Source organism: Acetobacterium fimetarium, assembly GCF_014284475.1.
In the GTDB taxonomy this organism is placed as follows: domain Bacteria; phylum Bacillota; class Clostridia; order Eubacteriales; family Eubacteriaceae; genus Acetobacterium; species Acetobacterium fimetarium.
This window is the reverse complement of record NZ_WJBC01000001.1, coordinates 79,250-100,224: the sequence shown is the minus strand read 5'-3', so window position 1 is coordinate 100,224 and position 20,975 is coordinate 79,250. Positions and strand designations below refer to the sequence as shown.

General features: G+C 44.8%; 18 protein-coding genes and 1 pseudogene. 13 read left to right on the top strand and 6 right to left on the bottom strand.

What is annotated here, in order from left to right:
* Window positions 1–45: 45 nt before the first annotated feature.
* The 3 genes from GH808_RS00435 (at window position 46) to GH808_RS00425 (ending at window position 3,261) form a co-directional block, all read left to right on the top strand.
* Window positions 46–438, top strand: coding sequence for a pyridoxamine 5'-phosphate oxidase family protein (locus tag GH808_RS00435; RefSeq protein ID WP_186840831.1), 393 nt, complete (start codon window positions 46–48; stop codon window positions 436–438).
* 97 nt (window positions 439–535) lie between these two features.
* A complete protein-coding gene (locus tag GH808_RS00430; protein WP_186840830.1) occupies window positions 536–760 on the top strand; it encodes a hypothetical protein in 225 nt (74 codons plus the stop codon).
* Between the two features lie 1,184 nt (window positions 761–1,944).
* Entirely contained in the window at window positions 1,945–3,261 is a 1,317-nt protein-coding gene (locus tag GH808_RS00425; protein ID WP_186840829.1) for an LPXTG cell wall anchor domain-containing protein, read from the top strand.
* Between the two features lie 173 nt (window positions 3,262–3,434).
* Here the strand turns inward: GH808_RS00425 and GH808_RS00420 are convergent, their stop codons facing one another.
* Window positions 3,435–5,192, bottom strand: coding sequence for a GGDEF domain-containing protein (locus tag GH808_RS00420; RefSeq protein WP_186840828.1), 1,758 nt, complete (start codon window positions 5,190–5,192; stop codon window positions 3,435–3,437).
* A 301-nt stretch (window positions 5,193–5,493) separates the two neighbouring features.
* Here GH808_RS00420 and GH808_RS00415 point away from each other — a divergent pair, with 301 nt between their 5' ends.
* The 3 genes from GH808_RS00415 (at window position 5,494) to GH808_RS00405 (ending at window position 8,549) form a co-directional block, all read left to right on the top strand.
* Window positions 5,494–5,943 (top strand): aminoacyl-tRNA deacylase, encoded by a 450-nt coding sequence (locus GH808_RS00415; RefSeq protein ID WP_186840827.1) that lies wholly within the window; start codon window positions 5,494–5,496, stop codon window positions 5,941–5,943.
* A gap of 198 nt (window positions 5,944–6,141) precedes the next feature.
* Window positions 6,142–8,142 carry a diguanylate cyclase gene (locus GH808_RS00410; RefSeq protein ID WP_186840826.1) on the top strand — a complete coding sequence of 667 codons (2,001 nt, stop codon included), beginning with the start codon at window positions 6,142–6,144 and terminating at the stop codon, window positions 8,140–8,142.
* 209 nt (window positions 8,143–8,351) lie between these two features.
* Window positions 8,352–8,549: a cold-shock protein gene (locus GH808_RS00405; RefSeq protein ID WP_186840825.1), complete on the top strand. Its 198-nt coding sequence runs from the start codon at window positions 8,352–8,354 to the stop codon at window positions 8,547–8,549.
* Window positions 8,550–8,718: 169 nt separating this feature from the next.
* Here GH808_RS00405 and GH808_RS00400 read toward each other — a convergent pair whose 3' ends face one another.
* A complete protein-coding gene (locus tag GH808_RS00400; RefSeq protein WP_186840824.1) occupies window positions 8,719–9,357 on the bottom strand; it encodes an oxygen-binding di-iron domain-containing protein in 639 nt (212 codons plus the stop codon).
* Between the two features lie 330 nt (window positions 9,358–9,687).
* On the opposite strand from GH808_RS00400, the gene GH808_RS00395 reads away from it, so the two are divergent.
* Window positions 9,688–10,095, top strand: a complete 408-nt coding sequence (locus tag GH808_RS00395) for a GlcG/HbpS family heme-binding protein (protein ID WP_186840823.1) — start codon at window positions 9,688–9,690, stop codon at window positions 10,093–10,095.
* 77 nt (window positions 10,096–10,172) lie between these two features.
* On the opposite strand, the gene GH808_RS00390 is transcribed toward GH808_RS00395, so the two are convergent.
* Window positions 10,173–11,462 carry an MFS transporter gene (locus GH808_RS00390; protein WP_186840822.1) on the bottom strand — a complete coding sequence of 430 codons (1,290 nt, stop codon included), beginning with the start codon at window positions 11,460–11,462 and terminating at the stop codon, window positions 10,173–10,175.
* A gap of 386 nt (window positions 11,463–11,848) precedes the next feature.
* Here GH808_RS00390 and GH808_RS00385 point away from each other — a divergent pair, with 386 nt between their 5' ends.
* From GH808_RS00385 to GH808_RS00365, 5 genes are read left to right on the top strand one after another with little or no spacing between them, the layout of a single operon-like run.
* Entirely contained in the window at window positions 11,849–13,696 is a 1,848-nt protein-coding gene (locus tag GH808_RS00385) for an MATE family efflux transporter (protein WP_186840821.1), read from the top strand.
* A 15-nt stretch (window positions 13,697–13,711) separates the two neighbouring features.
* The gene (locus tag GH808_RS00380) at window positions 13,712–15,334 is read left to right on the top strand and encodes a SpoIIE family protein phosphatase (RefSeq protein WP_186840820.1); all 1,623 of its coding nucleotides are present in this window, start codon (window positions 13,712–13,714) and stop codon (window positions 15,332–15,334) included.
* 4 nt (window positions 15,335–15,338) lie between these two features.
* Entirely contained in the window at window positions 15,339–15,893 is a 555-nt protein-coding gene (locus GH808_RS00375) for a hypothetical protein (protein ID WP_186840819.1), read from the top strand.
* Window positions 15,890–16,492, top strand: coding sequence for an N-acetyltransferase (locus GH808_RS00370; protein ID WP_186840818.1), 603 nt, complete (start codon window positions 15,890–15,892; stop codon window positions 16,490–16,492). The genes GH808_RS00375 and GH808_RS00370 overlap by 4 nt, the downstream gene beginning before the upstream one ends.
* A complete protein-coding gene (locus tag GH808_RS00365; RefSeq protein WP_186840817.1) occupies window positions 16,489–16,905 on the top strand; it encodes an ATP-binding protein in 417 nt (138 codons plus the stop codon). Before GH808_RS00370 ends, GH808_RS00365 begins: the two co-directional genes overlap by 4 nt.
* A 51-nt stretch (window positions 16,906–16,956) precedes the next feature.
* On the opposite strand, the gene GH808_RS00360 is transcribed toward GH808_RS00365, so the two are convergent.
* Both GH808_RS00360 and GH808_RS00355 read right to left on the bottom strand, forming a co-directional pair.
* Window positions 16,957–17,286, bottom strand: a complete 330-nt coding sequence (locus GH808_RS00360; RefSeq protein WP_186840816.1) for a CGGC domain-containing protein — start codon at window positions 17,284–17,286, stop codon at window positions 16,957–16,959.
* A 98-nt stretch (window positions 17,287–17,384) separates the two neighbouring features.
* Window positions 17,385–17,708 (bottom strand): annotated as a pseudogene (locus GH808_RS00355) (bacteriohemerythrin); the annotation flags it as partial.
* Window positions 17,709–18,152: 444 nt separating this feature from the next.
* Here GH808_RS00355 and GH808_RS00350 point away from each other — a divergent pair.
* Entirely contained in the window at window positions 18,153–19,781 is a 1,629-nt protein-coding gene (locus GH808_RS00350; protein WP_186840815.1) for an MBL fold metallo-hydrolase RNA specificity domain-containing protein, read from the top strand.
* Between the two features lie 116 nt (window positions 19,782–19,897).
* Here GH808_RS00350 and GH808_RS00345 read toward each other — a convergent pair whose 3' ends face one another.
* Window positions 19,898–20,848, bottom strand: coding sequence for a DMT family transporter (locus GH808_RS00345; protein WP_186840814.1), 951 nt, complete (start codon window positions 20,846–20,848; stop codon window positions 19,898–19,900).
* Between the last annotated feature and the right edge of the window lie 127 nt (window positions 20,849–20,975).

The following is a 20,975-nucleotide window of genomic DNA, read 5'->3' as shown; positions in this document are numbered from 1 at the left end:
CATACGTGGTATAATAAAACTATCAGTATAGAAGGAGGAAATGATATGCAGGAAGTTTATGATTATTTGAAAAAATGCGGAACCTATTTTTTGGCGACAGAAGAGGGGGATCAGCCAAGGGTTCGTCCTTTTGGCACGATTGATGTTTTTGAGGATAAACTCTATATCCAGACCGGAAAGGTTAAACCTGTTTCAAAGCAGATTAAAGCAAATCCAAACGTGGAAATTTGTGCATTTGCCGGCGAAAACTGGATTCGCATCCAGGCTGTTGCTGTTGAAGATGATCGGGTGGAACCGAAACAGCACATGCTCGATGCCTACCCAAGTCTGCAGGCGATGTACTCGGCAAATGATGACAACACCCAGGTTTTTTATTTACAGGATGCAGTCGCAACCATTTCATCATTTACCGGTGATCCTAAAGTAATTAAATTCTAAAGTCAAGATAAACCGCCATACCCCCGGCAATTGGAAGAAAAATCCCGATGCCGGGGGTGATTTATTAAGTGTTTAACCGTATTCAGGGAGGAATCGAATGGAGAAAGTTTTGAATGTATCAGCGAAGTATGCGGTGGAAATTGCCGGGATCAAAGCAGTCTTGAAAGAACTGGAAAGCGGCAGAATATACGGCTTCAACGGCAACTGCACCCCGGCAGATGGTTCGCTGGAAACAAATGTCGACGTGCTGACCGTTCAGCTGAAGGATTTACTGGATAAGATTGAATATGGAAAAGCTTCCCGTTGTGATAACGAACATTGATACGGGAAGACCGTTTCACTGCAAACAGAGGTATTATAAATAACGTGAGACTGTTGCCAAAGTACTGACGGAGTACCGACAATTGTTACATCGTGTTGTGTGCATCAAGGCGAACAGGCGACAGCCTGTACGAATTGCAAGCACACAACAGATTAACAATTGGTCGGTACGTTATTTGCCGACAACCTGGCATTTAAAAAATGTATATATTAATATACGAATTTAATACAAACGTTTACAATTTATCTATTTACTTCCGGGCCAAAGGTGATATAATGGCATTAATCAAAGATCAACTCAATCCTTTTCTGAATTGAATGATTTCGATCATTAAAAAGTAATTCATCATTTAAAACACCGATAGAATTAATGAAAGACCCGAGGTTGAAGTGAAATTTGACTGGAAATTGTAAGATTTAATTTTAAAGGATAGGGGAAGATTTGAATGAAAAAACAAATCACTCAGAAATTGAAAGAAGGGCGAAACCTCACAAAAGATTAAATGAAGAATGTTTGAAAATCATGAATCGCATCAGAAAGAAAATCTCTCACGGTTTGTTAAAACCACATCCGATTAAACAGTCGGAAACGAGAAATAGTCTCAGATCGAGGACGGTAATTGGACCATTCAACAGATAGTCTACAAAAGAGTTCGATGACCCCTGATTTTAAAAGTAAGATGACCCGAAAACTAATTGATGGTTACGCTGGAAAGTGAAAAAGAAGATTTTTGAAAATCAAATGAAGGAGTCCACACGGATGATGTCAGAGATTGAGAGCTAGGCCGGTTTTGCAAGTGAAATTGCGGAATCGGTCCTAGCTCTTTTTTGCGCCTTTTTATGGACATTCTTCAGTGGCTATGTTATCTTAATAGTGGATATATGTAGACGCGTAATCAGAAGAGCGCTAAAATAAATGTAAACGTTTTTTGCTTGTGTAAGAAACGAACGTGAGCTTCGCTGCTGATTTGCGCGAACCAATTGTTACACTGTACGGCGGACAATCTAACGACTGTTCGCCTACACGTTACACAATTGGTTGCGGAAACCGACATCAAAGCAATATTGTTCGCAATTAAAAGTTTTGTCATTGTTTAAAATTGTTTTACGAGAGAGGAGGAATAAGGTCCCGGTCAAAAGAGAGTGTATTATCTAGTAATAATTTAGAAATGGAGAAAATGAAAAATGAAAAAAATGTCAAAATGGATGTCTTTGTTGATGGTGCTGGCGATGATTTTTATGCTTGTGCCGGCCCCCGCTCTGGCTGCTGGCAGTGAAGAAACGGCCGCTACGGCGACGCGTGATAAAAACATTGTACTAGTAACAAATGAGGTCGTTACGGATCAGGCTATTGTTTCCGAACCGGCGGCAACTGACAAAACGGCGGATACAGCAGCGGTTCTACAACAAACGGCAACGGATAAAACGGCCGTTACAGCCGACACAATCGTTGAGACGCCAGTTGTTCCAGAACAGCCGGTCGCCGCCGCGAATAAAACAGCGGCAGTTGATACAGAAACGGTTAATACCCAGGCAGCTTCCTATTTATGCCTGACACAGAATGGAATGATCATTGATGTGTTGGCCGCTAATACTGGCGCTGACTATGCCTATGATGCTGCAGCAAACCAGCTGACTTTAAACAATTTCGTTGGCGAAGAACTCAATGCCGTATCCGTCGCGGATACGTTCAAACTTGTCCTGCTTGGCAATAATGTCCTGAAAACGAACGCCGGCTTTGCCGTCAATGTTGTCGGCGATATGAATCTGAGCGGCGCCGGTTCGCTGGCTGCTGCCGGTCAGTCGACAGACGTTTTAAAGGGTGGCGGTATCAGTGTCATCGGAAATCTGGTCATTGACAGTGGCACTTATGACATCACGGCAACAGGAAATGATGGCAGCAGAACCGCCGTCGGAATCGTGACAGGAGAAGATGATGGCGCGATCACACCGGGCAACCTCACGATCAACGGTGGTGATATCGATATTGCTTCAGTCAATACCGGTTTAGGCAGTGCCTATGGTCTTTTTGCTTTTGGAAATCAGACCATCAATGGGGGAAATATTAATGTTTCAACAGAGTGCATAAAAGATTACAGCACCGGGATTGGCGCATACAATGGTGATCTTGTCTTCAATGGTGGGGTTACGGCGGTGAATGCAATCTCTCATATCGGCGAAGCGGCCGCGTTATTCTCAAACCAGAATATTATCATCAACAACGGCATTCTCGATTTATGCACTGCTGGTGTTGTTGCTCAGGCACTTGACTGTGAAGGTGGTATCTACATCAACCCGTGTTACGGAAATGTGGATCTTACTGCTTCCTGCCTGTATCTTGATCCGCTTTGCAGCAAACAGTTTGCAAAACACCATGCTGCTTCGTCCAATCCGAAGACCGGCGTAGAAACAACTACAGCGGATGCGCTGATTGCCGGGATAGCGCTGCTATCGCTGATGGGACTGGCAATGATCGTGAGCAAACGCGAAGTCAAAGCGTAACGCTTTGTAAAAAGTGTTAAACTAACGAATCGTTAAGCTGAAAAGAGAAAAAAAAGCTCTGAGAATTGCATGAAGAAGTCCAAACGATTGAATGGGATCTAAGTTTGAAAGCCAGGCCGGTTTTGCAGTGGCATTGCAAAATCCGGGCCTGGCTTTTTTAGCTAAAAATCGGATTAGATCAGCAGGTAGTTGCTGCCCTGTTTTTTCTTGCATTTCTTCTTTATTTTTGCCGCGGTTTCAGCCAAATCAAAAACCGTTTTGTTATGGTCGTTGGCAACGCCGGCAATGGAGACGGAAATCAGCGGAAAGGTTTCTTCCACGTCGCTACGGTTTCTGGATGTGATGTATCCTTTTTCGGCATCCTCACGACTGTAAAAACGGCTGATATTGTCATTGAATGCGCTGATGATACTGAGGCACAGCTGCTCCGTTTTCTTTTTGGGAACGATGGCGACAAAATCGTCGCCGCCGATGTGCCCGATAAAGTCATCTTGCGGGATTTTGTTCTTCAGGATCTCGGCAAAGTCCTTTAAAACCTGATCGCCATTTTCAAACCCGTAGAGATCATTATAGGCTTTGAAATTGTCGAGATCGAAATAGAGGATCGTTTTTTTATCTTTGGCATTCAAGGATTTCTCGAGCGCCTGTTCAATCATCAGATTTCCGGGCAGCTCGGACAGGGGGTTAAGGTGTTTGGCATAGACAAATTCAATCTCAATGAGTTTCTCCATCAAGTCTTTAACTGTTACAATCCCATAGAATTTATCTTTTCGGGTAATCACAATAAAGTCATAAACTTTATCAAATTCGCGGCGCATGGCGTTTTTCCCGACCACATCGATGGTTTCTCGGCAGTCTGCGCGAAAGAAGGCCTGGTCCATGATGTTTCGCACCGGTTTGTTGGAATAGAGAATGTACCCGTATTGACCGCTGATTTTTTTGTAAAGGGAATTTCTCGTAATCACACCGATGGGCACGTTCTGATGGACAACACAAAAGCCCGAGACGGTTTCGTCCTTTTTAAACAGATCATCGACCTGTGCAACAAGGAGATCGGGGCTGATGGTTTTCACCGATTTGCAGATGGAATCGATTTTAACATCAAAGACGCTGTTGTCGAGCAGCTTTCTACGATTTGCGTGTTCTTTCTTAATTATCTCAATCACTTCCTTCGAGATTGGATTGATCATTGAATTGGGCCGTTGCAGATAAAAGCCCTGACCATAACGAACCCCGATTTCAATCAGCATCTGAAGTTCTTCTCTGGTTTCAATTCCCTCGGCAATCAATGCGGTATCCGTAAAGCAGGCAAATTCATGTAGGCTTCTGATGAGGGACTGTTTGGTCACATCCTTATCGATGTCCCGGACGAGTTTCATATCCAGTTTGATGAAGTTCGGATGAATATCGGAGATGAGATTAAGGCCGGAGTAGCCGGCTCCGGCATCATCAATGGCGATACGGTAGTCCTGTTCTTTGTAGTTGTCGATTGTTTTGATGAAATCTGAAACATTGCTGATTGCTTCATTTTCTGTGATTTCAAAGACAATTCGTTTAGGATCAATTGAAAATTTTTCTAGATATTCTTTAGTAAACCCTTTTCTGAATTTGATGTCTTCCATGATATTGGGGTTGACGTTGAGAAAAATCCTGAACTCCGTTTCCATTTCGGAGGCGGCTTCAAAGGCTTTTAAACGGCATAGAAACTCCAGCTCCCACAGTTTATCATGGTGCTGGGCACATTTGAAAAGCGTCTCCGGATTGTGCAGCGGCGAATTCAGCGGCCCGCGGCTGAGCGCCTCATATCCGTAAACGGTTCCGTCATGAAGCGATACAATCGGCTGAAATACCGTCTGGATTTTTTTCTGATCCAGAATTTCAAAAAACTCACTTTCGTGGCAGTTGTCCTTAATTACAATACAATGATTCAAGTAAAATCCTCCCGATTTCTGATGTCAATCAATTATAACCGTAAATGCTGATTAGGATTGTTAAGGCACTGTAAAATGCAGGTTAATTCTGCATTTGCACGCGAATCTGTTTTTGAGGATCATGATTAAAAAATTCAGAAATATCATCATATTACGATGATTTAGGGGCCAATTTACTTGTCGGAATATCAGAAAAAAGGGTATAATAAAAATGGTTTGTCCATTAATGGTTTAAACTGAAAAAACAATAACGACATAGAATATAATGGTTTGATGTTTGGATACGAAAAGAGGAGCCGAGATGTTTACATTAGAAGAGTTAGAAATATATCTTAAAAACAACAACGCTGATTTCGAAATCATTCACCATGAATATCCGATTTATTCAGTGAAGGATGCAGCCGGTTATTTTGACATCAGAAAGGCGACGCCGACCCTGATTGTGGAAACAGAGCAGGGGCTGATCGTCCTGATTGTCAGTTCCCAGCGGGGACGATTGAATTTTGATGAGTTGAAGAAGGAGTGCGGCTTTTCAGAAATGAAACTGGCGGATAAACGTGCCATCATGGCAAGCATCGGCTGTCCGGCGGGGGCGGTGCCCCTGGTTGGAAATGGGTTGCCATGCATTTTCGATGAGCGTCTGCTGATTTATGATTATATCTACGGCGGTACTGGGAACGCATGCCGGACCCTTAAAATCAGGCCTGCTGATGCATTGAGGCTGAATCAGGTTTTATGGTTTATCGAATAGCCCAGCAGCAGGGTTTGTGGCCGTCATTGAAGTGACTGACGCTCTATTTTGTGAGCATCAGCCACGATTTTACAGAAGCACAGTCGGCCTAAAATAAATAATGCGCAAACGCTGATGTTGTGTTAAAATGAGAAAATGAATAAAAGCGCCCTGACGCAGATCAAATGATTCGACTGAAATACAGACAGGAGCAGGGAAATGAAAAAATCACGAAAAATAATCTCAATTGTCATCGGCATCATTGCCTGCATACTGATGTTTCTGGCTTCCTACTACTATTTTATACGAGATTTTGAAGATACCGGCAACTCCCTGCAGACAAAAATCAACGATCAAATCAGACCAAGCCGGAATTTTCAGGATGCACTGACCATTTACGGTAATAATTATTTCAAACGCGACAGCAATGGCGATGAATCGGAGCTGTTAAGCCTGCTTGAGTCCAGTGCGGATATGGCTGGTTATAATCTGGATGCGATCGGGGGAAGCGCCCTTGAAAAATCAGCCGGCAACCTCACCGGACTGGGAAGCTTGCCGGCAAGCGGTGCGGCGAGGGAAAACCTGAATCTGGCCCTGAGCTACAATGATTTTTTTGCTTTCTTCTATGAACGGTTTCCGGATAGTGCATGGATTTATTATACCGGTGAAAATCAGTTTGTCAACATGTACCCGTGGGTTTCATCAAATGAATTTTCCTATACTGAAAACCTGAAAAATTTTGCTTTCTATTCACAGGCAAATCCCGCGAATGACCCGCTACGCCAAGCGATATGGACCCCGGTATATCTTGACCAGGCAGGAAAAGGCCCGATGGTGACATTATCCAGTCCGGTCTATGATCAGGATACCTTCATGGGCGTCATTTCGATCGATTTAACAACGGACTGGTTCAGCAAAATGCTCGATTGCAGCTACGAAGGTTATCTGATTGATGACGGCAATTACGTGATTTCAACAAATCAGAAGGCGGATTTTGTTGAAACGGTGCCCCAGCTGAGTGATCTGATGAAAATTTCGGACAGCGGGGTGACGGAGATCAAGCAGGCAGACAACAATGTCGCACGGATTGTGAAAGGCCATTTTATCTATAAAGCGGTTTTTGACGAAGCGCCATGGAGCCTGATTATTGTTGAACCGGTTTATCTGGTCATCGCAAAATCCCTGCTGGCCACATTGCCGGTGTTTTTAATCTGCGCGCTTCTGTTTGTTTCATACCGCGAAATTGAGAATCGCCGAAAAACGGAAATCGAGATCCGGAATATTTCACTGACCGATCCGCTGACGGGTTTGAACAACCGGCGTTTTCTGGATGCGATGATGGAAAAGGAAATGGAACGGGCGGATCGTTATCAGCTGCATCTTTCCATTATCATATCGGATCTGGATCATTTCAAACGCGTCAATGATACCTGGGGTCATCCCATCGGGGATGAGGTGCTGATTCGGACGGCGCAGACAATCAAAAGGAACCTGAGAAAAGCAGATTTGCTGGTCCGGTTGGGTGGTGAAGAATTCATGATCCTGCTGCCGGAAACAGACGTAAACGGCGCGTGTGAAGCAGCAGAGAAAATCCGCGTGGCTATTGAAGAAACGGTTCATCCGGTTGCGGGACAATGTACCGCAAGTTTTGGCGTTGCCGAGAGAAAAATGCTTGAATCGATGAACAGCCTGTATAAGCGGGTTGACGAAGCCTTATATCTGGCGAAAGAAGGCGGGCGCAATTGTGTTGTCAGCTACGAAGAAAAGAAGAAGCTGCCGCTTGCTTTCGTACGCGTTGAATGGAGCCATGCCTGGGAAAGCGGAGACGATGTCATCGACAACCAGCACCGCCAACTGTTGGAGATAGCCAACCGGATAAATTACATGTCATTGGGAGATGTGGACTACGACCAAGTCGAAGAACAGGTGAATAACCTGATCGAACATATTGTGGATCATTTTGACTATGAGGAGCAGCTTCAGAAACAGGTTGGTTTTCCAGATTGCAAATCTCATGCAAAAATCCATAAAGAGCTGGTAGTCAAGGCGCTGGAACTCAAACGAAGCTATCAGAAGGGGCGCCTCAAGTCGTCGGAGTTTTTCGCCTTCATGTTGGATGACGTCATCAACGGCCACATCATTAAAGACGATGTGAAATTTTTCCCGTACCTTCAAGATGATCGAAGCAGTCGTGAAGCTTTAGATGGCAATGAGGATTAATTTATTTAAGAAAGATAATTATTTTCAATATATGTTTGCATTATCTGCCGATATGTGCTAGTATTAGGAGTAGCTTAAATTGTAGTAAATGATTTTAACAGAAATATTTTTTAATGGGTACTAATATTAAATGTGTTATCCTGATTTTGAAATGTAGTTGTTATCCGTATTACAAGGGTTTAGGAAATAAAAATTAGGAGGTACACACGATGCGTGGTACAGTTAAATGGTTTAATTCGGAAAAAGGTTATGGTTTTATTACAGGAGAAGATGGTAAAGATGTGTTTGCACATTTTTCACAAATCCAGTCAAGCGGATTCAAATCTTTGAATGAAGGTCAGGAAGTTACTTTCGACGTAACTCAGGGACCAAAAGGACCTCAGGCTGAAAATATTGAAGTTATCTAGTAACTGATATTTAAAACTTATGCTTAACCGCATAAGTTTTTTTTATTTGTCAAAAAAAGGGGGCTCTGGCCGATAGCTTAAACGCTATTCGGCCAGAGCCCTTTTGTTGTTGTTTTTTACTGTGGTTTCGTTTACTTAAGCGGAGCGGTTTAATGGTTTGGTTAATCGGTTACTGCAAATTCACGCAGGGGCCATGGCCCACGGCAATAAACTCAGGACTGAAATGGAGTAACTCCGCTTTCATTCTTGACAGTCTTTCGGGACTGGCCACCCGCTCCAGACCAATCGATGATACTTCTTCCTGCCAGTTGCTGTCCATTTTTTGGCCATGGGCATCGCCGAAACGAAACATCAAATCGCTGCTGAAAAATATGCCGCTTCTATGCTCCATGAACAGGAGTCCGTCCTGCAGATGGATTTCTGACGGGTATCCGACACAGGTGAAGGCGAAATCGTTACCGATCAAGGTTTCACCGTTTTTTTTGGGAATCGCTTTTCCGGTATAACCAAAACCGCATAATTGTCGGGCCGTTATTTCAGAACAAACGGTAATGACATCTGGAAAGGATTTCAGATAAACGGAAAGACCGCCGCACTCATCGGATTCAAAATGGGAGACAAAAATAAATTTGAGCGTTCTGTCGCCCAGCAGTTCTTTGATTTTCGGGAGCACGGCTTTGGACTGCCTGACGGTACCGGTATGGATTAAAATCGGTTCTTCGGTCAGCAGTAAATATTGATGCAGTGATAACTGATAGGGTTGGATATAATCGGTAAACTGAAATAAATTATCATAAATCTTGGTCATTTTCTTTTCTCCAATCTCTTAATTTAAAGCTCAGAAATCGCAGCCGATTTCCCATGACAACACGGTCGACATATTGCATTTGCTATGTTAATGGCATTATACAACAAATAAGATGAAAATTAAACTTAAGTTTCAATCTTTTGATATGTTTTATCGGATTGCGCATTGTGATTCAATCAGAAGAAGGGATGCCAGGGGCAGATTTACGTTAACATGTTTCTAAAGCGGGAGCTCCCGGTTACTGCGTTATTAAAATCTGAATCCTATGTTTAAACAGAAATTTAACGGGTACTTATTAAAAGAATTTAATTAAAATTGGAGGAAGAAAAAATGACTAAAACCGGAAAATTGTTGGACATGGCGAAAAAAATGGCTGAAGCCGCTGCTAAAAAAGCAGTCGAAATCGATGTGCCGATGGTGATTGTCGTTGTCGATGCGGCCGGAAATATGGTGTTATACAATCGCATGGAAGACTCTTTGTTGGCCAGCATGGATATTGCGGCAAATAAAGCGTATACAGCGGTTGCTCTTAAAATGAGTACGGATGCGGCCGCTCCTCTGGCCAAAGAAGCAGGCCAGCTCTTTGGAATCGCTTCCTGTGATAAGGGCAGAATGGTTGTATTCGGTGGCGGATTCCCAATTTTCGAAGATGGAAAAATCATCGCCGGAATCGGAGTCAGCGGCGGAAGTGTTGATGAAGATATGAGCGTGGCTAAAGCCGGATTAAGTGTTCTGTAATTTTTTTAAAACGAAGAGAATCAAAATAAAAACACGCCTTCCGCGAAGTTTATCGGAAGGCGTGTTTTTATCGTTGTTTAATTTTTGCTTTCAGAAACGGCGGCGTTGCTCAGGAGCAGGGCTTCCTGTTCCGATTTACGAGCCAGCCGATTAAGCAGGATGCCGATTCCGAAGGCGCAAATGGCAAATACAATCAGCATCAGGAAGGTGCTGTTATAGGCGCCGCCCGACTGCTCCTGCAGCGCGCTTGAGATCATCGGACCAACCAAAGCAGCCGGGATCAGACTACAGGTTACCCAGCCAAAATTGGCGGGATAGTATTTAGGTCCCCAGACTCGCAGCGTCGTGGATGAGTTGATGGCAGGAACGCCACCGTAACTGAGGCCGACGAGCGGCAGGCCGATTAACAACAGCACCGGACTGCCGGTTACCGCGGTCAGATAAAGTGCGATTCCGGACAGGAGAAGGGTGATGGCGTTAACTGTGACGGTGAGATCACGACCATATTTATCATACATCGTTCCAAAAATGACGCGTCCGGCACCATTGAATATGGAGACAATCAGACCCATCACTGCCGGTACACCGAAAGCCGTTGCAATCAGGGCCGCGCTGTTGATAACCAGCAGGCCGCCGGCACTGATGCAGACGAGCCAGATGAAAAAGATCCAGAAGATGGGGGAAGCAAGCATCCTGGATGACGGGATGTTTTGAACAGTAGTTGATGGCTTTTTCGATTTTTTATTTGTCAGCGCGGCCATCCGATTCAATTCCGCCGATTCATCCGCATTCGGCGCTTTGATGACGATCGAGCTTAATCCCAGCAGGATGGCTGTCGCAATGGCGATCATCCGAAAGACCAGCGGCAGTCCGAATTGAGCCTGCAGCACACTGACCAGGCTGCCCAGCACGAGTCCGCCGAAACCGAAACCCATCAGTAGGATGCCGGATGCAAACCCGCTGCGATCGGGAAACCATTTCATCAGGACACTCATGATGCCGTTATAGCCGATGCCGACACCAAGGCCGCAACAGCCACCGTAAAAGATATACAGGGCAACCAGACTCTGTCCAGGATTGTCGGGGTTCAACATAAACGAAATGCTGAAAAAGCCGATGAATAATAATGCAGCCGATATCAGCAGAATCACGGTGCTGGAAAATTTTGCGGCCAGTTTACCGCCGAGAATGCTGCCGACGCAGAACATGATAATCGAGATGGTGAAAGTCAGGGAAATTTCAGTTGCCGACCAGGATGTGAACTGTTTGGTCAAGGGAGCTCTGAAAATCGACCAGGCGTAAAGAAGTCCGAGAAACAGAAGAACAAGCGCGCCCAGCACCAGATGCTGCCATCGTTTATTAAGCATAGAATTACCTCCAGATATATTATGATAAATATTCTTTAAAAATGAATATCTTTAAATATTCTATTCTAGGGGGGTAATAAAGTCAAGAAGGTTGTTGGTGATTGTATTTCGAAAATACATGTTACATCGTGATAAAAGTCCGACAACGAGTATATTTTATATGGTATAATATCCGTGTATATCTTTTTCAGGTTTGACAATTGTAATTTTGATTACTGATGGAGTCAAAATCTAGCCGGCCAATATCGTTTTATATAAACGAAGGCATCTGTGGTCAAAAAATGAAAACGATAGCATTTTTCGTGGCTTGAAAGGTAAAATGAAAATGGAAGAAAAAAGAACGTGGACAACGATTTTTCGCGACCGGCGGATGAATCCGGACACATATGGAAATAGTAAAAGTTTATGGCGTTGCGGGCAAAGTGATGTGCCAATTCGTAATGGGAAATCGCGGATTGATAGACAAGGGCATCACGCCGTCGCTTGTCAATGACGGTGAGGATTGCATGAACAATCAACATTTTGTCAGCAAGGCATTTCGTGTCTTTGCAGTCAACAGTATCCTCGCCGCGGCGGGAGTGGTAATGGGCACATTTGTGGACGCGATTATCCTGGGAAATGCGCTCGGCGAAACGGGACTGTCGATACTGGCCGTGGCGATGCCGGTGTACATGGTTTATAATCTGATCGGTTATGCTTTTGGCGTGGGCGGTTCCCTCAAGGTGTCGGAATGCATCGGCGCCGAGGATAAAGACGGGGCCTGTGCTTATTTTACCCAGGCCATGCTTTTCTCGGTGATTACTGGGGTACTGATCGCGGTGTTCGGGATGTTGTTTCTGCCGCAACTGATCGTGTTGTCAGGCGGTACGGGACTTGCCGATGCCAAAGACTACATCGGTCCGATTGTGATGACGGCCCCGGTATTTATTCTGGCGCCGGTGATTTCGCTGCTGATTCGAAGCGATGCCGATCCGGGTTTATCGACGATCGGCATCAGCGTGTCGGTGGTGGTCAATCTCGGGCTTGATCTGATCTTGATCTTCGACCTGGGCATGGGCGTCTTCGGCGCCGCCCTGGCGATGGTGCTTGGACAGCTGACGGCCGTCATGATTTATCTGCTGCACTTCTTAAAAAAACACAATCATCTGAAGCTGCACCGGGCGTCTTTCTCGCCGGCCGCTGCCTACCGGCTTTTTCGGGGCGGATTTGGCATTGCATCGACATTTGTCTATCAGGGTATCACGCTGATTGTGATCAACAATATTTTAAGTGCGGTGGCCGGCCTCAGCGGGCTGGCGGTCTACAATATTCTGTTTAACATCTCGTTGTTTGCCTATGCTGTGTTTGACGGTATTTCACTTTCACTGACGCCGCTGGTGGGGACTTTTATGGGCGAGAAGGATACCGAAGGCATCTACAACACGATGCGGTTATCGTTGCGGACTTCCCTGATCCTCGGGGTTCTCTGCACCCTGATTCTACTGCTGTTTGCCAAACCGATAGCATCGCTGTTCGGCATGCGGGAGAATTTACCGCTTGTGGTTCTGTCGATCCGGATCTTTGCGCTTTCGGTGATTCAGAGCTGTTTCAACTGTGTCATGGCCAGTTTTTACCAGACGATCAAGCGCCAGGTTTTTGCGGGAGCCATTTATTTCATGCGTGGGTTTCTGCTGCTGCTGTTCTTTTCAGCCTGGTTTATCCCGGCTTTCGGCGTTTCGGGAACGGCGATGGCTCTGGTTGCAGCGGAAAGCATCACAACGGCGATGTTACTGATCATTGCGGTCGTGATGAAGAAAAAGGGCGGCTATCGCAATCTGTTGCTTTTTACCGAACCGGTCATCAGTCAGGATGCGTTATTAGAAACGTCACTTTCTTCCGATATCACGGAGCTCCCGCGCTGTGTCGAGGAGATTGAAGCTTTCTGTGAAAGGCTTGAGATCGATGCAAAAGATGCGTATTTTATCAATCTGACGATTGAGGAACTGGCAGCCAATATCATCAATTTCGGATTCAACGACGGCAAACCGCACTATATCAATATAAAAATCGCGCTGTTCGATGAGGATATTTACATCCGGATGCGCGACGACAGCACCAGCTACAATCCATTTGAAGAATCAGATGAACCGGATGAAGCCCTGGATTACCTCGGCGTTTCCATCGTCCGTAAAAAAGCAAAAGCTTTCGCATACAACCGAACACTCGTTTTCAATAACCTACTCATAATTCTATAGAACAAGGTGGTCTTTATGAAAGAACCAAATCGTATTCGAAAAATAAGTCTTAGAACCAAATTCACATCGGCAAGTATGATTCTGGCACTGGTGCTTTGCGCCGCCATCATCCTGGTATCCTATTTCAGTTACCGCGATTCGATGTTCGCCCGATACGAGGACAACATCACGTCGCTGGTAAACACCGCGGCAGAACTGGTGCCGGTAGACAAGGTGAATCAGTATTATGAGACACTGGCGACCGACGCGGATTATGATCTGTTTGTCAGACAGCTTCAGGTCATTCAGGAAGAAAACCATCTCGAGTATCTGTATGCCTATGTGCCAACAAAAGAGGGGTTGCATGTGTTCGCCCAGGGAACCAAGCCGGGGGAAGAAGGCCATTTTGTGCTCGGCGATCTGTTGGGGACCGACTATTACCCGGTAGAAGATATTAAGTCGGCAAACGAGCTCTTCACAAATCCTGATGCAGCTAAAATCTATATCACGAATGACAGCGAATTCGGTTATCTGATCAGCGCATTCGACGTTATCCGCGACGCCAATGGAAATCCGTTGCTGGTGGTGGGTGCGGATATGTCCATGAAAGTCATCAACCAGACACTCAGCCAGTACATCATGCTGGTATCTGCCATCGCGCTGCTGATTTTTGGCTTTTTTATCGGAATCTATCTGTTTTTCCTGAACCGGTCGATTATCAGCCCGCTTCAGGTGATTGTCGACAACGCCTCGGATTTTGTCAATACCAATGTGGATGAAGATCTGGGGCAGCTCGTGGCGCTGGACATCGATGTAAAAACCGGTGATGAAATCGAAATTCTGGCTGAAGCATTCAATAAAATGACCAGTGACATCATCCGCTATATCAGCGAGCTGACAACGGTCACCTCCGAGCGGGAACGTATCGAAACCGAACTTCGCATTGCGACGCTGATCCAGGAAGGGATGTTGCCGCACAATTTCAATTTCCCGGACCGAAACGAATTTTCGATTTACGCATCGATGCGGGCGGCGAAAGATGTCGGCGGCGACTTTTACGATTTCTTCTTTGTGGATGACGACAACTTCTGCATTGTCATCGGTGATGTGTCGGGCAAAGGGGTTCCAGCCGCTTTGTTTATGGCTATGTCCAAGGCCACGGTAAAAGACCTGGTGCTGCGGCATCTGCCGGTTGACGAGGTCATGACCGAAGCCAATATCAGCCTGTGTAAAAACAACGAACAGGGCATGTTTGTCACTCTGTTTATTGCCGTTATCAATCTGAAAAGCGGCGCAATTCAGTGGTGCGATGCCGGTCATGATCCGGCAGTTATCTGGAAGAAGGACGGGTCGGTTGAAATGTTGACCGGGAAAAAAGGATTTGTTTGCGCCGGTATTGAAACGGCTAAATATTCGTTGAATGAATCAAAAATCGATAAAGGTGATATCATTTATCTCTATACCGACGGTATTACCGAGGCCAACAATCCGGCCGGAGAATTTTACTGCGAACACCGTTTGACTGCTCTGATCGCCGCAAATAAAGAGCATGATATCAAGTCACTCTGCGGAAGCATTTTAGAGGATGTGGACAAATTTGCCGGTATCGAACCACAGTTTGACGATATCACCATGCTTGGATTCAAGCTTGAGGAATAAGATCATGAACATCAGGATTAAATACGGTTGCAATATGACAGTGGCGGAATTCCAAGACATTCTTGACCTCGATATCAGGATTTTTGGGAATGAAATACTGACAAATGAAGGCATGGCGTTGAAACGGTTTCTGAAATTCAGGGATGGATTTATTGCCGCTTATGCTGAAGACCTGCTGATGGGATTTCTCGGCTTTTTCAATGTGACCACCGCAGTCTACGAACGGGGGGCTTTGAAACAGGAATATATTGATGACGATCTTAGCGATACGGAAATCAGGCCGCTGCAAAAGTGTGCGGGAAACCACATTCTGCTGTTTGACCATGTTGTCGGTGAGTCCTTTCGTCACCAGGGTGTTTCAAAGCAACTGGTGGAGTCAACTCGTGATTTTCTGAGCCGGAAGCATCAGGCGGGATATCCCATCGCGCGAATATTTTCATATGCAATTACCCCGAACGGAAATGCCATCCTGTCATCTTTGGGGGGCCGGGAGATCTGGACACGCGATGATATTACATTTTTCGAAATCGACAAAGAAATATTTTTGAGGCAGGTATGATGACAATAATAGACCAAAAACAGAACCGCGATGGGGTGAACCAGATCACCGATGTTTTGACGCAAGCGTTTAAAGAAGATCCGCTTTATCAGGCGATTTTTGAGAATGAACGGGAACTGCGGCGGTATTTGAAACTGATGATTGACTACTATAATAAAAACGGCGAAGTTCATACGGCCGTCGTTGATGAAAAAATTGTCGGGGTATCTATCTGGAACTTCAAGGGAATGCCATTTTTCAGCTTGCGCAGTGCCCTTACAAGCGGAATGTTTGGAGAAATACTCAAATTTTTAATGATCACGCAAATTAAAAGCCTGATAAAACTGGAAAACGAAGGACTGATCACGGAACGTTATCATTATAACCGCGAACATCATTATCTGTTTATGATCGGTTCCGTCATGAAAGGAGCCGGTCAGACACTGATGGAATATGCCATTGATAAATTCCGCGACTGTCCGATTTATCTTGAAAACAGCAATATCAAAAACAATCGAATCTTCTATGAGAGGCTTGGATTTCATCCCATTAAAACCATTGAAGTACTGGGCGTTTCAATGGATTTATTGACCAACAGTAAAGGAGAACAATTATTATGAAGAGATTGACCGTTAATGCGTCGACGGAAAACCTGCCAGGGGTGCTCGAATTTATTGATGCAGAACTTGAGACGGTAGGGGCCAGCATGAAAACGCAGTATCAGATTGATTTGGCGGTGGAAGAAATCTATGTAAACATAGCCAATTATGCCTATGCCCCTGACACGGGAAACGTGGTCATTCAGTTTGATGTTTGCGGCGACCCGCCATTGCTGGAAATTCAATTCATCGATGAGGGAAATCCGTTCAACCCGCTTGACAACCCGGAGCCGGATATCACCCTGACGGCTGACGATCGTGATATCGGCGGATTGGGTGTTCTGATGGTTAAAAAGAGCATGGATTCGGTGAATTATCGTTTTGAGGACAATAAAAACATCCTGACCATTCAGAAGTATCAGGATGTCAAATAAAGCGTTTGTTAATCATCTCAGCACTCTGGTAAGGGGTGCTTTTTTCTTAATTTATTTTTCAGTGCCGTGGGTATAATCGATCACGTCAAATCGTTTTGACAACTCGGCGATGAACGCGTCGTGATATTTGCAAACAGACTGCATGCAGGAAGAAAGATAGATGGTTGTGACACCCTTTTTCGCCATTTTATCAGCTTCCTTCATCACACCGGCAAGGGCTTTTTCGCCGCAGCCGTGGCAGTGAGTAAAACGGACCATTTTAACAGCTTCATCCGCATAGCGTTCGAAGCCGTCCCGTCTTTCTTTATAAGCTTTTTTACAGCCCTTCCCGCCACAGTTTTGTGCTGTTTTATAACAGTTGATGAGTCCTATTTTTTCCATCCTATTCTCCGTGTGTCGCGTTGCCGAATCAAACCATCATGAGATGAACGCGGATCGCTTGCCGGCAACTTGAAATGATTAACTTAGTATTCGGCTTTTTATTTTATTATTTTGGCGTAAGCACCAATTTTTTTATCCATGTTGAAAATATGTTTGGTCAGCCAGTCAATAATCATTTGGTTGGCGTTGATAATCAGAGAAATATTACCCCCGGAAGTCTGGTATTCCGTCTTCAGTTTAGCAAGATCCGCAATGAATTTCTTATGGGCAGTTTTTTGCACCTCGATCTCGGGATAGCGAATGTTTTGCATATACATTTCTTCATCGTGAAAATGCTGCTTTGTATAATCATCGAGAAAATCAAATAACTGAACCACAACTTCACTTGATTTTCCATTTTTACCGGCCTGAAACAGTTGGTCAGCTTTCTCAAATCATACTTTATGCTGAGAATCAATATTTTCCACGCCTACGGACAGGTTAGGAGTCCATACAATAGCCATTTTAAAATCCTCCTGGTGAATGAAATTTAATATATTAAGTATACTACGAATTGGAAATAAATCAAGAGTGATTCTAATATATAATTCATTTTAATGTAAAAGAAGGGTGAAACCAGAGGCCGGTTTAAATCAGGCATTTCTGCATTTGAATAAGCAAATACGATTAATGGACAGTGGCGAATAAAATTATTCAAACCAGAAGTTTAATGAAAAGAGCGAGCAATGAGCGTAAGTTGTCAATTGCGGGGTAAATAAAAAATAAAGATCGTTTAACGAAATTTGAAGAAATCACATGAGTTACTGCGGCGGTATCAGAAAGACAATTTTAATTGCCGATAACTATTTCTGAAAGAGGTGAATGAGATGAAGGTCAAATTTTTGGGAGCGGCCATATCCGTGACAGGTTCCTGTCACCTGATAACCACAGACAAGTATAAATTCCTGCTGGACTGCGGTCTGTTCCAGGGGAACGAGGCGCTGGAGGAATTGAATTATCTGGATTTTGATTTTATGCCATCGGAGATCGACTTTATGATTTTAAGTCATGCTCATGTTGATCACTGTGGCCGGATACCACTTCTGGTTAAAGGCGGGTTTAAAGGCAAAATCTACTGCACCGGTGCAACCGCCGAAATCGCGGATATCATGCTTCAGGACAGCGGAAATATCCACGAAATGGATGCAGCCTGGAAAAACAAGCGATCCCGCCGTTCCGGTCGGGCGCAGGTGAAGCCACTTTACACTCAGGATGAAGCTGCCGTCTGTGCCCGGTATTTCAGCCCGGTGAATTATGGTCAGATGATCGAAATCGGTCCCGGGATGACGGTGCGATTATGTGATGCCGGCCATATTCTGGGGGCCGCCATTGTCGAACTCTGGATTGAAGAAGGCGGAAAGAAAACAAAACTGGTTTATTCCGGAGATATCGGGGATAAAAATCAGCTGATGCTCAATGAGCCGACGCTGATTGAAGAAGCAGATTATCTGATCATGGAAACGACCTACGGTGATCGAGCTCATGAAACACATGCTGAAAGCTCAAGGCGTTTCATGGACATTATTTTCAAGACGATCAGCCGCGGCGGGACGATTGTCGTTCCTTCCTTTGCTCTGGGCAGAACCCAGGAACTGATCCGTGATCTGGAATTGTTTTATGAGAGTCATGAAAAGCACCGAAAAACACTGGATAGAATCATGGTTTATGTCGACAGTCCGCTTGCAACAAATGCGACGGAGATTTTCAGGAGAAATGCCCGGTATTTCAATGAGAAAACGCAAAATCAGATTGCCAAAGGCGATGAGATCCTCAATTTTAAAAATCTGAAGTTTACGCGAAGCGTCGATCAGTCCAAGCAACTGAATCATAACAAGTCCCCGAAAATCATCATTGCCTCAAGCGGAATGGCGGATGCGGGAAGAGTGCAGCATCATCTGAAGCATAACCTCTGGTTGTCAAAAAACAGCATTGTTTTTGTCGGATTCCAGGCGGAAGGGACACTCGGCCGAGCGATCATAAAAGGCGAGAAATTTGTGGGGCTGTTGCGGGAAAGAGTTCGCGTCAATGCCGAAATCTATTCTTTGGAGGGTTTTTCGGCACATGCCGACCGGGATTATCTGCTGGAATGGCTTTCCGGTTTTAAGGCGAAGCCGAAGAGCGTTTTCCTTGTTCACGGAGATGAAGTCGCCAAGGAGGCCTTTGCCACAACGGTAAAAAACATCCTCGGCTATGACTGCACGATCATCAGAGAGGTTTCCGAATACACGCTGGATGATGAGGACTTTGTCACCGTTGATGATGTCAGAAGCCGGATTGACACCAAAGAAGAGATCATCAGAATAAGCAACAGGATGGAAAACTTGCATGATGAATTGGATGCCATGCTGCACGATGGCAACCGCATCGCTGATGAAGCGCTGTCACAGGAGACAATCAGAGAACTTTCGAGTCATACAGAAGAGCTTGAGAAGATCCTTGAAAAAAATGAATTCTGAATCACCAAACGAAGAAATCAAAACAATAAAGCCAACATAGTTGTTATATATCCCATAACGATTCTGTTGGCTTTATCATTTCTGAAACGGATCAGCATGGAGAAAGGCCTGGTGTCTCAGAGGACTTCTTCACCGGTTTTGGAATCTGCATCACGGCTGCGTTTTCGCCAACTAAATTTACTTTCCGAGACAATTAGACCCGTCAGAGCCAGAACCGTTCCCGCAGCTGCCATTATGGTGACTTTTTCTTCGAGAACGATCATCGCGGTGATGACGGTAATCACCGGATTCAGATAGAGATAAACACTTGTTTTGACAGCCCCAAGGACTTTAACCGAAAAATTCCATGTGACAAAGCAGAATGCGGATGCGCCCAATCCAAGAAAGGCAATATTAAATAAATTGACCGGATCAGCAAAACGTGCGAATTCCCAGTCACAGGGAAAGAAAAATGTCAGTGGAATCATAAAGATTATAGCATAAAAGAAAGTGCGTCTGGTAGCCTGGATGGTATTGTATCCGTAAGAACTGATTTTTCTGCCGAGGATGGAATAAATCGCCCAGACCATAGCGGCCACGACGGCCAGAAGATCACCGAGTGGATTTAGTTCAAAAGTGGCGCTGCCATTAAAACTGACTAGAATAATTCCTGAGATTGCGATCAGAAAACCGACAAAGAATTGCGGCGTTAACGATTCGCCGTCGAGGAAGACTTGGGCCAGAATGGCTGTGAAAAAAGGTGCGATGCAAACAATCACCCCCACATTGGAAGCGAGAGAATACGATAAAGCCATATTCTCGAGAAACTGGTAAAGGGTCATCCCGCACAGTCCGGCGCATGCAAAAACAATTTCGTGCTTCTTATCAGTAACCTTTAAGCGGTGCGGATAAATGAGAAACAGGGCCAGGAAACCCAGAACAAAACGGGCAATTAGTATTTCAGTGGGAGTAAAGTCGTTCAGTAAAATTTTAGTGGAAACAAAAGTGGTTCCCCAGATTAGAATGGTCAGCAACGCCGTCAGGTGGGCGGCGCTGATATTTTCGGTGCTGTTGTTCTTTTTATGCAATTATTTTCTCCTCTTGCTAGCCTTCATCAATTTCAAATTTCAGTAATGATAAAATTGTACCATAAATCACAGCAAAATGTTCATGATATTGACAACGCATCAAGGTGATCTTTATTGGCCGATTTGA

Bases quoted from the DNA above. Each gene is read 5' to 3' on its own strand.
- GH808_RS00425 (WP_186840829.1), top strand. From the start codon at position 1,945: ATGAAAAAAATGTCAAAATGGATGTCTTTGTTGATGGTGCTGGCGATG.
- GH808_RS00380 (WP_186840820.1), top strand. From the start codon at position 13,712: ATGAAAGAACCAAATCGTATTCGAAAAATAAGTCTTAGAACCAAATTC.
- GH808_RS00390 (WP_186840822.1), bottom strand. From the start codon at position 11,462: ATGCTTAATAAACGATGGCAGCATCTGGTGCTGGGCGCGCTTGTTCTT.
- GH808_RS00365 (WP_186840817.1), top strand. From the start codon at position 16,489: ATGAAGAGATTGACCGTTAATGCGTCGACGGAAAACCTGCCAGGGGTG.
- GH808_RS00415 (WP_186840827.1), top strand. From the start codon at position 5,494: ATGTTTACATTAGAAGAGTTAGAAATATATCTTAAAAACAACAACGCT.
- GH808_RS00370 (WP_186840818.1), top strand. From the start codon at position 15,890: ATGATGACAATAATAGACCAAAAACAGAACCGCGATGGGGTGAACCAG.
- GH808_RS00395 (WP_186840823.1), top strand. From the start codon at position 9,688: ATGACTAAAACCGGAAAATTGTTGGACATGGCGAAAAAAATGGCTGAA.
- GH808_RS00430 (WP_186840830.1), top strand. From the start codon at position 536: ATGGAGAAAGTTTTGAATGTATCAGCGAAGTATGCGGTGGAAATTGCC.
- GH808_RS00375 (WP_186840819.1), top strand. From the start codon at position 15,339: ATGAACATCAGGATTAAATACGGTTGCAATATGACAGTGGCGGAATTC.
- GH808_RS00435 (WP_186840831.1), top strand. From the start codon at position 46: ATGCAGGAAGTTTATGATTATTTGAAAAAATGCGGAACCTATTTTTTG.
- GH808_RS00350 (WP_186840815.1), top strand. From the start codon at position 18,153: ATGAAGGTCAAATTTTTGGGAGCGGCCATATCCGTGACAGGTTCCTGT.
- GH808_RS00360 (WP_186840816.1), bottom strand. From the start codon at position 17,286: ATGGAAAAAATAGGACTCATCAACTGTTATAAAACAGCACAAAACTGT.
- GH808_RS00400 (WP_186840824.1), bottom strand. From the start codon at position 9,357: ATGACCAAGATTTATGATAATTTATTTCAGTTTACCGATTATATCCAA.
- GH808_RS00385 (WP_186840821.1), top strand. From the start codon at position 11,849: ATGGAAATAGTAAAAGTTTATGGCGTTGCGGGCAAAGTGATGTGCCAA.
- GH808_RS00405 (WP_186840825.1), top strand. From the start codon at position 8,352: ATGCGTGGTACAGTTAAATGGTTTAATTCGGAAAAAGGTTATGGTTTT.
- GH808_RS00410 (WP_186840826.1), top strand. From the start codon at position 6,142: ATGAAAAAATCACGAAAAATAATCTCAATTGTCATCGGCATCATTGCC.